The sequence below is a fragment of the Streptomyces colwelliae genome (assembly GCF_048158785.1).
In the GTDB taxonomy this organism is placed as follows: Bacteria; Actinomycetota; Actinomycetes; order Streptomycetales; family Streptomycetaceae; genus Streptomyces.
Genome location: NZ_JBLTJC010000389.1, coordinates 1 through 9,466 on the forward strand (window position 1 = coordinate 1; position 9,466 = coordinate 9,466).

Below are 9,466 nucleotides of genomic sequence, written 5' to 3' on the forward strand. Positions count from 1 at the left end.
GCCGTCGAGGCACTGCGCGATGGGCGTGTTCCAGAAGGCGATGTTCTTCCAGTACGCGGTGTCGGCGGCGTGGTAGGTGGTGCAGAAGTTCTTGTCGCTGGTCTCTGCGCACGCCTTGGAGTTGGCGCTCGATCATCACGAGCCCGTCGGGCTTGGCCCGCTCGGAGGCGATCTTCGCGAGCATCTTGGACGCGGCGAGCCCCACCGAGCCCGTGAGCCCCGTGGCCGCCCGTATGTCCGCCCGCAGCCGCTCCCCGGTCAGCCGCGCCGACTCTGCGTCGCAGGCCGCTCCCCCGGCCTCCAGGTCCACGAACGCCTCGTCCAGGCTCAGCGGCTCCACCAACGGCGACAGCGCCCGCAGCAGCCCCATCACCTGCTCGCTGATTGACCGGTAGAACCCGAAGCGCGGCACGAGATACGCGGCGTTCGGCGCGAGCCGCCGCGCCTGGGCCATGGGCATCGCCGAGTTCACCCCGAAGACCCGTGCCTCGTACGACGCGGTGGCGACCACCCCGCGCGGCCCGAGCCCGCCCACGACGACGGCCTTCCCGCGCAGGCTCGGCTTGGACGCCTGCTCCGCCGAGGCGAAGAAGGCATCCATGTCGAGATGCAGGATCGTGGGCGCGGTTCTCACATCTCCGATGCTGCCCTACGCCACTGACAATGCCCCGCCACGGCTCCCGCCGGGCCCTCAGACGGCCCGGTTGCGCCGCCTGGCCAGCTCGTCGGCGGGATTGGACCCGACGAGCGTCTCACCGGTGTCGACGCGCTCCCCGTGCAGCTGCGACAGGGCGCTCTCGACGTCCCGCCACACGACCCCCACGGCGATCCCGAAGACGCCCTGGCCGCCCTGGAGCAGCGCGTGGACCTCGTCCGGCGAGGTGCACTCGTAGACCGTGGCGCCGTCGCTCATCAGCGTCATGCGCTCCAGATCACGGAAGCCGCACTCCCGCAGGTGCAGAACGGCGCTGCGAATGTTCTGCAGCGACACCCCCGTGTCGAGGAACCGCTTGACGATCTTCAGGACGACAACGTCCCGGAAGCTGTAGAGCCGCTGCGTCCCCGACCCGTGTGCGGGCCGCACGCTGGGCTCGACGAGCCCGGTGCGCGCCCAGTAGTCCAGTTGCCGATAGGTGATGCCGGCCGCCGCGCAGGCCGTGGGCCCCCGGTAGCCGATCTCCTCGGACGCCATGGACGCCGCCCCTCCGCTGCTCGGCACTGCCGCCGGCCGCTGCGGAATGCGATCGGCCGTACTGCCGTGAAGCGGGTACGGACCTCTGTCCCCGAAACTGCGTTCCGGGGCACCCCCAGCCGTACCGTCGCCGCTGCTTCTCACGCCGACCTCCGTCCTTGACCTGCCTTCTCGACGGTAGGCAGTCACCAGGGGTGCGTCAACGATCGCCACACTCGGCACGCCGAGTGATAATCACCCAAGGAGTGGTTTCCCGTGTCCCACCGCGGGGAAAGGCTAGCCGAATGCGCTCGCGGAGAGCCGCAGGACGCTCTCACACGCCGGTGGCAAATGCCAGCATTTTCGCGCCGGCCGCCGCTCTCACTGGCTGTTGGTCCCGAAGTCCTCGGGCGAGATCTGGTCGAGGAACTCGCGGAACTTCTCCACCTCGTCCTCCTGCTCGTCCGGGATCGCGATACCCGCGTCGTCGAGCACACCGTCACTGCCGTAGATCGGCGTCCCGGTGCGCAGTGCCAGCGCTATGGCGTCGGACGGGCGGGCGCTCACCTCGACGCCGCTGGCGAAGACCAGCTCCGCATAGAAGACGCCCTCCCGCAGATCCGTGATGCGCACTTCGGTCAGCTCCTGGCCGACGGCCTCCAGCACGTCCTTGAACAGGTCGTGGGTCAGCGGTCGTGCGGGCGCCATGCCCTGCTGCGCGAAGGCGATCGCCGTCGCCTCCCCGGGCCCGATCCAGATGGGGAGGTAGCGGTCGCCTCCCACTTCACGCAGGAGCACGATCGGTTGGTTGGAGGGCATTTCGACCCGGACACCTACGACATCGAGCTCGTTCACACAGCAACCCTAGGCCGTGCCCGGGACGTTTGGGTAGTCGGGCCGAGAACGGGTGACCGATCAGGCAGCCACAGAGCCGCCCGTCTCAGGGCAGCCGCACACCGAGCGCGGTCTGCACCAGAGCCGCGTGCAGCTTCACCGTGAGCCCCGCCAGCTCCTTCGTACGGGCCTCCGCGTGGGCCCTGGTCTGCGGATTGCGGTGGCGCTTGAGCGGGGCCACCACCTGGTCGACGAGCCCCGCCTCACGATCGGCGGCCGCCTTCATCGCCCGCAGATGCCGCGGCTCGATCCCGAACCGCCCGAGTTCGAGGACAAGTCCGGCCACGGTGACGGCTTCCGCGTCGTACACCCCGTCCGGCAGCGGCGCGATGATTCCGTACGACTCCCACTCGTCGAGCTCCTGCTCGCCGATCCCGGCGGCGGCCATCAGCTCGGCCCGCCCGATCCGGGCCGCCGTGGGCCCCTCCACGGGCTCCAGGACGACCTCGCCGTCCCGCTGACGCCCCACGGTGGGCAGGGGCGCGGCCTCCCCGCGCTCCATGGCGTCGAGATGCTCGCGGATCACCTTGAGCGGCAGATAGTGGTCCCGCTGCATCCTCAGGACATGGCCGAGGCGCTCGACGTCGGCGGGGCTGAACTTGCGGTACCCGGAAGGGGTCCGCTGCGGCTCGATGAGGCCCTCCGACTCCAGGAAACGGATCTTGGAGATGGTGACTTCGGGGAACTCGTCGCGCAGCACGTTCAGCACCGTGCCGATACTCATCAACCCTGCGTCCGCGGCGGCGGTGCCGTGCCCGGCACCGCCGCTCGGTGTTTGAAGCATGGACCTTCCTGGGGGAATCCCCCGGACACAGTCCGAGAGAGGGTCAGTAACCCCGCTGGCTCGCGTAGAACACCAGCCGGTACTTGCCGATCTGCACCTCGTCACCGTTGGCCAGCGAGACCGAGTCGATGCGCTCGCGGTTGACGTACGTGCCGTTCAGGCTGCCGACGTCGGCGACCGTGAACGAACCGTCAGGAGAGCGCCGGAACTCCACATGACGGCGCGAGACCGTCACGTCGTCCAGGAAGATGTCGCTCTGCGGATGACGGCCGGCCGTGGTCAACTCGCCGTCCAGCAGGAAGCGGCTGCCCGAGTTAGGACCACGACGCACCACCAGCAGCGCCGAGCCCAGCGGCAGCGCGTCGACGGCGGCCTGCGCCTCCGGGGAGAGCGTGGGCATCTGCGTCTGACCGGTCACCTCGGCGTCGTAGGCCTCGAGACCGGAGATGGAGATCGTGGACGTCGTCTCGGACGGACGCTCCGGGGTCACGCCGGGGCGCAGCGGCGCGCCGCAGTTGGAACAGAAGCGGCTGTTCTCCGCGTTGCGGTTACCGCACCTCGTACACACCAGGGCCGACATAGGGGAAAACCCTCCACCCGTACTTGAGGTTGACGGTTGCCCGAAACCTATGTCGCCGGACTGCGCAGGGTCAACCGACGCCGCGCCCTGGCCGGCGACCTGGTCGCGGAACAGCGGGCGCTGGCCTTCTGCGTCCGGTTGTGCGCGGTGGCGAGCGGTCTGGTTGTCGCTGCTCTCTTTCGCACTCTTGCCGAACAACTTCGCAAACAACTTCACGGGCGATTCCCCTTGACCGAAACAGACCCGCCCGTGGGGCAGGACGAACCCTGATTGAACACACCGGTCGACCCGGACATCCTCACAACGTCCGTATCCACCAGACAGTTTCCACCACGCACCACCCAATCGGTGCGTCGACCCCCCGCAACCTCATGCCCTCGCACAACGGCCCCCATGCACCCGCGGTTCACCGGGAGGACGACCGAGCGTAGTCAGGCTGCTTCGCCGCCCGCAAGGCATCCACGACGATCTTGGCCGACCGCTCGACGGTAACGGTGGCCTGCTCCTTCTCGAGAGTCTGCACCACGCCTCCAGGGATGTTGAGCGCCGGTTCGAGATCCTGCGGTTTGCCGATGACCTTGAAACGATAGGGGGCGTTGATCTTGTTCCCGTCGACGCTGACGCTCTTGCCGGAGTCCGTCAGATACGTGTTGGCGACGACCCGCACGTCGTTCACCTGGATCGCCTCCGCGCCGGCCGCGCGCAGCTCCTGGACCGCGTCGAGCAGCATGTCCGCCTCGACCGTTCCCTTCGTGTCGTCGATGGTCATCGTGATGCCGGGTCCCTGCGCGGCCACGGTGCCCGCCAGAATGCCGAGTTGCTTCTCCTTCTCGGCCGTCTGCTTGCGGGCCTCCTCGGCCTGGTCGGAGCTGTTCTCCAGCTCGTCGCGCTGTTTCTGCAGACCCTGCTTCTCGTCCTCAAGACGCTGAGTACGGTCATCCAGTTCATCGAGAATGCGCACAAGATCTTCCTGCCGTGCCCCGCGCAGCGCACTGTCGCTGTTGCTGTTCGAGGCGACCTGTACGGCCAGCCCGAAACCGAGGCCGAACAGCAGCACCGCGACGATGAGTTGGGCCCGGCTCACGCGCGGCGGCCACAGCCCCTGCACCAGCCGCTGCCGGCCGGTCACGGCGGGCCCGGACTTCACCTCGGGAATCGGCGCCTCCGGGGAAGCAGACGCCTGGACCTCTTCGGGCAGTTCCCTGCGCAGCCTGTGTTCCGGCCGCTCGTCCTCGTTGCTCATCGACCTCACGCCCGGAAGACGTGCCGGCGAATGGCCGCGGCGTTGGAGAAGATACGGATACCGAGGACGACCACGACACCCGTGGACAGCTGGGCGCCGACGCCCAACTTGTCGCCCAGGAACACGATCAGCGCGGCCACGACCACGTTCGACAGGAACGACACCACGAAGACCTTGTCGTCGAAGATCCCGTCGAGCATGGCCCGCAGCCCACCGAAGACCGCGTCGAGCGCCGCGACCACGGCGATCGGAAGATAGGGCTCCACGACCACCGGCACCTCAGGCCGGACCAGGATTCCGGCCACCACTCCCACGATGAGGCCCAGTACGGCGATCACGATGTGCCCTTCTCAGTTCTCGGCTGTGCTGTACGTACGATCACACTCGGCGCGGCGGGCAGCCGGAGATCGCTCTCCACGGCGATGGTCGCCCTGATGCCGTAGTTGTCTTCCAGGGCATGCAGATAGAGCCCGTCGGCACCGTCCTGGAACCTGGTGCTCAGCCGCTTGCCGTCCCCCACCGCGAGCACCGTGTAAGGCGGCACCAGTGGCCTGTTGTCGACCAGTATCGCGTCACCCGCGGCCCTGATCGCGGACAGCGCCGTCAGCCGCTGCCCGTTGATGGAGACGGCCTCGGCACCTGCCGCCCACAGTCCGTTGACGACGCGCTGCATGTCGCGGTCGCGCACCCGCCCGGTGTCGGAGAAGTCCGCGGTCTCACGCGGGTTGTCGCCCCCGCCGGTACTGGCTTCCTTCGCGTCGTCGACGACGAGCTTCACCCCGGGGCCGTGCACCGCGGTGGCACCGGACAACATGCTCACCAGGTCCGCCTGGCCGCTGCCGCCGCTGGTCTTGAGCACCGCCCGCTGCCGCGCGCTCACGTCGTCACGGAGCTCGTCGACGGTGCCTTCCAGCTTGTCCGCCGACGTCGTCTCCTTGTCGATACGGTCGATCAGCTCCTGGCGCTCCTTGGCCACCACGGGGGCGGCCACGCGCGCCTGTGCCGCACCCACGGTCACGACAAGTGCCGCCAGCACCAGGCCGGCGGCGAGACCGAGCTTCGCCCGGAGGGTCTTCGGCATGCCGCTCTCGCCCGCGGCCTTCTTCCGGGCGGCCGCTTCGGCGTAACCGTCGTCGAGGCTGTGGTCCATGACATTGGTGAGCAGCGACATGGATGCGTCCGGGCGCGCAGGGCGCGTGGGTGTGCTCCGAACGGGGGGCTGCTGCGGCATGCCGCACATCGTCGCACGTGGTGGCCTGTACCTCCGAATGGCCCCACCGGCGTGCCGGACAGGCCCCCTTGGGGACACATGTCCGGCACGCGTGCGTGCTCCGTGTTTTACCGTCCGGCGCTGTCCACGACCGCCGACCACTCGTCCAACAGGGCCTGCGCGGAGGCGTCGTCGGGCCCTTCGGCCCACAGATGCGTGACCGCTTCGGCGATGTCGGGCAGCACCATCACCCAGCGCCCGTCGGTCTCCACGACCCGCACACCGTCCGTCGTATCGACAAAGCGATCGCCGGCCGCTTCCACGACCCGCCGCATCACAAGTCCCTTGACGGCCCAGGGAGTAGCCAGGTCCCGCTTAAGGACGTGCGCCCTCGGAATCCGGGCGTCGATCTGGCTCAGCGTCAACTGCGTCCGCGCCACCAGCCCGATGAGTCGTACGAAGGCGGCGGCACCGTCGAAGACGCTGCTGAACTCCGGGATGATGAACCCGGCCTTGCCGTCCCCGCCGAAGATGGTCGTCTCGTCACGCCCGACCCTGGTCAGGTCGTCCGGCGAGGTCGTCGTCCACTCGACCTGGGTCCCGTGATACGCCGCCACCTGCTCGGCGATCCTCGTCGTGGTCACCGGCAGCGCCACCCGCCCGCTGCGCCGCTCCGCGGCCACCAGGTCGAGCATCACGAGCAGGGCCCGGTCGTCCTCGACGATCCGCCCCTTCTCGTCGACCAGCGAAAGCCGCTCACCGACGGGGTCGAACCGCACCCCGAACGCGGCCCGCGCGGAGGCCACGATCTCGCCGAGCCGCACCAGCCCCGAGCGCCGTGTATCCGCGGTCTCCGTCGGCCTGGACTCGTCGAGACCGGGATTGATCGTCAACGAATCCACACCGAGCTTGCCGAGCAGGCTGGGCAGCACGAGCCCGGCGCTGCCGTTCGACGCGTCCACCACGACCTTCAGGCCGGAGTCTGCGATCCCTGTCGTGTCGACATTCCGCAGCAGAGACCCGGTGTACGAGTCGAAGACGCTGGCCGGGAAGTGCAGGTCCCCGATCTCGCCGGGGAACGCACGGCGGTACTCCTGCCGCGCGAACACCCGGTCCAGCTTGCGCTGACTCCCTTGCGAGAGGTCGGCGCCCTGACTGTCGAAGAACATGATGTCGACGGAGTCCGGCACACCGGGTGTGGTCCGGATCATGATCCCGCCCGCACTGCCCCGCGCGGTCTGCTGCCGGGCCACGGGCAGCGGTACGTTCTCCAGGTCCCGTACGTCGATCGCGCTGGTCTGCAAGGCGGAGATGACCGCCCGCTTGAGCGCACGAGCGCCTCGGGAGTGGTCGCGGGCCGTGGTGACCGTGGACCCCTTCTTGAGGGTCGTGGCGTAGGCGCCGGCGAGACGGACGACGAGCTCCGGCGTGATCTCCACGTTCAGGATCCCGGACACACCGCGCGCGCCGAAGAGGTGCGCCTGCCCTCTGTTCTCCCAGATGACCGACGTGTTGACGAAGGCACCGGCTTCGATCGTCTTGAACGGGTAGACCCGCACATTGCCCTGAACGATCGATTCTTCACCGATCAGGCACTCGTCACCGATGACCGCGCCGTCCTCGATCCGGGCCGCGCGCATGATGTCGGTGTTCTTTCCGACGACACAGCCACGCAAATTGCTGTGCTGCCCGACGTACACGTTGTCGTGCACGACGGTCCTGTCCAGAAAGGCCCCGGCCTTCACGACGACGTTCGAACCGATGACGGTGTACTCACGGATCTCGGCACCGGCCTCGACCTTGGCGTAGTCACCGATGTACAGCGGCCCGCGCAGAACCGCGTCGGGGTGCACCTCGGCACCCTCGGCCACCCACACGCCCGGCGACAGCTCGAAGCCGTCGATCTCGACGTCGACCTTGCCCTCCAGGACATCGGCCTGCGCCTTCACATAGCTCTCGTGGGTACCGACATCTTCCCAGTAGCCCTCGGCGATAAAGCCGTAGACCGGCTTGCCTTCCTTCATCAGCTGCGGGAAGACATCGCCGGACCAGTCCACGGGAACATCGGCCTCGACATAGTCGAAGACTTCGGGCTCCATCACATAGATGCCCGTGTTCACCGTGTCCGAGAAAACCTGACCCCAGGTCGGCTTCTCAAGGAAACGCTCGACCTTTCCCTCTTCGTCGACGATGGTGATGCCGAATTCCAGCGGATTGGGCACCCGGGTCAGACAGACCGTGACCAGCGCACCCTTTTCCTTGTGGAAATTGATCAGTTCGGTGAGGTCGAAGTCGGTCAGGGCATCACCGGAGATGACGAGGAAGGCATCGTCCTTCAACGCCTCTTCAGCGTTCTTGACGCTTCCGGCGGTACCGAGTGGCTTCTCCTCATTGGCATACGAGAGCTCCATCCCGAGCTCTTCGCCGTCACCGAAGTAGTTCTTGACCAGCGAGGCCAGGAACTGCACGGTGACTACGGTCTCATTGAGCCCATGCCTTTTGAGCAGCCTGAGCACGTGCTCCATGATCGGTCGATTGACCACGGGCAACAGTGGCTTGGGCATGCTTGAGGTCATGGGGCGAAGGCGTGTGCCTTCGCCTCCGGCCATCACGACGGCCTTCATGTCGGAAGCGTCCTCCTCTGCGAGACGACGGTCTAGCCGACTTCACCAGTCCAGATTGTCCCGCACTTTTGCGCAACGGGCCATCGAGCGACTGTTACCGCCCAATCGGCAAGGTCAGTCGGCCATGGCGTCCGCACGCAGTAGGCGGCGGACTTGTACCACGTAGAGGACTCCTGCCCACCAGTAGAGCGTTGTACCCCATCCTGCGAACGCCCATCCGAAAATGGCTGCGAGTGAGGGGAGCCATCCACTTCCGTCACTGAGCAGCAGCAACGGGAAGGCGTACATCAGGTTGAACGTAGCGGCCTTGCCCAGGAAGTTCACCTGCAGCGGCGGATAGCCGTGCCGTCTGAGGATGCCCACGACCACCAGCAGGACCAGCTCTCGCGCCAGCAGCGCGGCGGTCAACCAGATTGGCAGAATCTCGCGCCAGGTGAGTCCGACGAGAGTCGAGAGAATGTAGAGCCGGTCCGCGGCGGGATCCAGGAGCCGGCCGAGACTACTGATCTGATTCCAGCGGCGCGCGAGCTTGCCGTCCAGGTAGTCGCTGATCCCGCTCAGCATCAGCACCAGAAGCGCCCAGCCGTCGCTCTTGGGCCCTCCGAACTCGGGCCTGAGGATCAACCACAGGAAGATGGGTACGCCGACCAGGCGCGCCATGCTGAGGATGTTCGGGATGGTGAGCACCCGGTCTGTCTGGACGCGGGTCTCCTGGACCTCCACCCGGGGGCCTCCTGTGGGAAAACGTGCCAACGATTCTCCCTGACCTTACCCCAACGCAAAAAAGCTCTGGCTCTTGGGCTGCGTGCCCAAGAGCCAGAGCTCTAAAAGGAGTTCGGCGGCGTCCTACTCTCCCACAGGGTCCCCCCTGCAGTACCATCGGCGCTGTAAGGCTTAGCTTCCGGGTTCGGAATGTAACCGGGCGTTTCCCTCACGCTATGACCACCGAAACACTATGAA

At 67.2% G+C, this 9,466-nt stretch carries 10 protein-coding genes and 1 rRNA gene; all 11 read right to left on the minus strand.

All coding sequences use genetic code 11. The features are described 5' to 3' along the window. A partial coding sequence (locus tag ACNFOC_RS44975) for a Y-family DNA polymerase (RefSeq protein WP_521986620.1) occupies nt 1-634 on the minus strand: 634 nt, incomplete at its 3' end. 57 nt (nt 635-691) lie between these two features. Next, complete coding sequence (locus tag ACNFOC_RS44980; protein WP_406129062.1) at nt 692-1,336, minus strand: MerR family transcriptional regulator; 645 nt, start codon at nt 1,334-1,336, stop codon at nt 692-694. A 216-nt stretch (nt 1,337-1,552) separates the two neighbouring features. Then, entirely contained in the window at nt 1,553-2,026 is a 474-nt protein-coding gene (locus ACNFOC_RS44985) for a bifunctional nuclease family protein (RefSeq protein ID WP_006123076.1), read from the minus strand. An 85-nt stretch (nt 2,027-2,111) separates the two neighbouring features. Further along, the gene (gene ftsR / locus ACNFOC_RS44990) at nt 2,112-2,849 is read right to left on the minus strand and encodes a transcriptional regulator FtsR (protein ID WP_416964789.1); all 738 of its coding nucleotides are present in this window, start codon (nt 2,847-2,849) and stop codon (nt 2,112-2,114) included. Between the two features lie 43 nt (nt 2,850-2,892). Beyond that, nucleotides 2,893-3,774 carry an FHA domain-containing protein gene (locus ACNFOC_RS44995; RefSeq protein WP_416964790.1) on the minus strand — a complete coding sequence of 294 codons (882 nt, stop codon included), beginning with the start codon at nt 3,772-3,774 and terminating at the stop codon, nt 2,893-2,895. A gap of 61 nt (nt 3,775-3,835) precedes the next feature. Next, entirely contained in the window at nt 3,836-4,672 is an 837-nt protein-coding gene (locus ACNFOC_RS45000) for a DUF881 domain-containing protein (RefSeq protein WP_416964791.1), read from the minus strand. Nucleotides 4,673-4,677: 5 nt separating this feature from the next. Further along, nucleotides 4,678-5,010 (minus strand): small basic family protein, encoded by a 333-nt coding sequence (locus ACNFOC_RS45005; RefSeq protein ID WP_019059351.1) that lies wholly within the window; start codon nt 5,008-5,010, stop codon nt 4,678-4,680. Next, on the minus strand, nt 5,007-5,843 hold the full coding sequence (locus ACNFOC_RS45010; RefSeq protein WP_416964792.1) for a DUF881 domain-containing protein: 837 nt from the start codon (nt 5,841-5,843) through the stop codon (nt 5,007-5,009). Before ACNFOC_RS45010 ends, ACNFOC_RS45005 begins: the two co-directional genes overlap by 4 nt. 167 nt (nt 5,844-6,010) lie before the next feature. After that, on the minus strand, nt 6,011-8,506 hold the full coding sequence (locus ACNFOC_RS45015) for a sugar phosphate nucleotidyltransferase (RefSeq protein WP_416964793.1): 2,496 nt from the start codon (nt 8,504-8,506) through the stop codon (nt 6,011-6,013). A 114-nt stretch (nt 8,507-8,620) separates the two neighbouring features. After that, nucleotides 8,621-9,229 carry a cardiolipin synthase ClsA gene (gene clsA / locus ACNFOC_RS45020; protein WP_406129053.1) on the minus strand — a complete coding sequence of 203 codons (609 nt, stop codon included), beginning with the start codon at nt 9,227-9,229 and terminating at the stop codon, nt 8,621-8,623. A 110-nt stretch (nt 9,230-9,339) separates the two neighbouring features. Beyond that, a 5S ribosomal RNA gene (gene rrf / locus ACNFOC_RS45025) occupies nt 9,340-9,456 on the minus strand. Between the last annotated feature and the right edge of the window lie 10 nt (nt 9,457-9,466).

Bases quoted from the DNA above. Each gene is read 5' to 3' on its own strand.
- ftsR (WP_416964789.1), bottom strand. From the start codon at position 2,849: ATGCTTCAAACACCGAGCGGCGGTGCCGGGCACGGCACCGCCGCCGCG.
- ACNFOC_RS45015 (WP_416964793.1), bottom strand. From the start codon at position 8,506: ATGAAGGCCGTCGTGATGGCCGGAGGCGAAGGCACACGCCTTCGCCCC.
- ACNFOC_RS45010 (WP_416964792.1), bottom strand. From the start codon at position 5,843: ATGTCGCTGCTCACCAATGTCATGGACCACAGCCTCGACGACGGTTAC.
- ACNFOC_RS45000 (WP_416964791.1), bottom strand. From the start codon at position 4,672: ATGAGCAACGAGGACGAGCGGCCGGAACACAGGCTGCGCAGGGAACTG.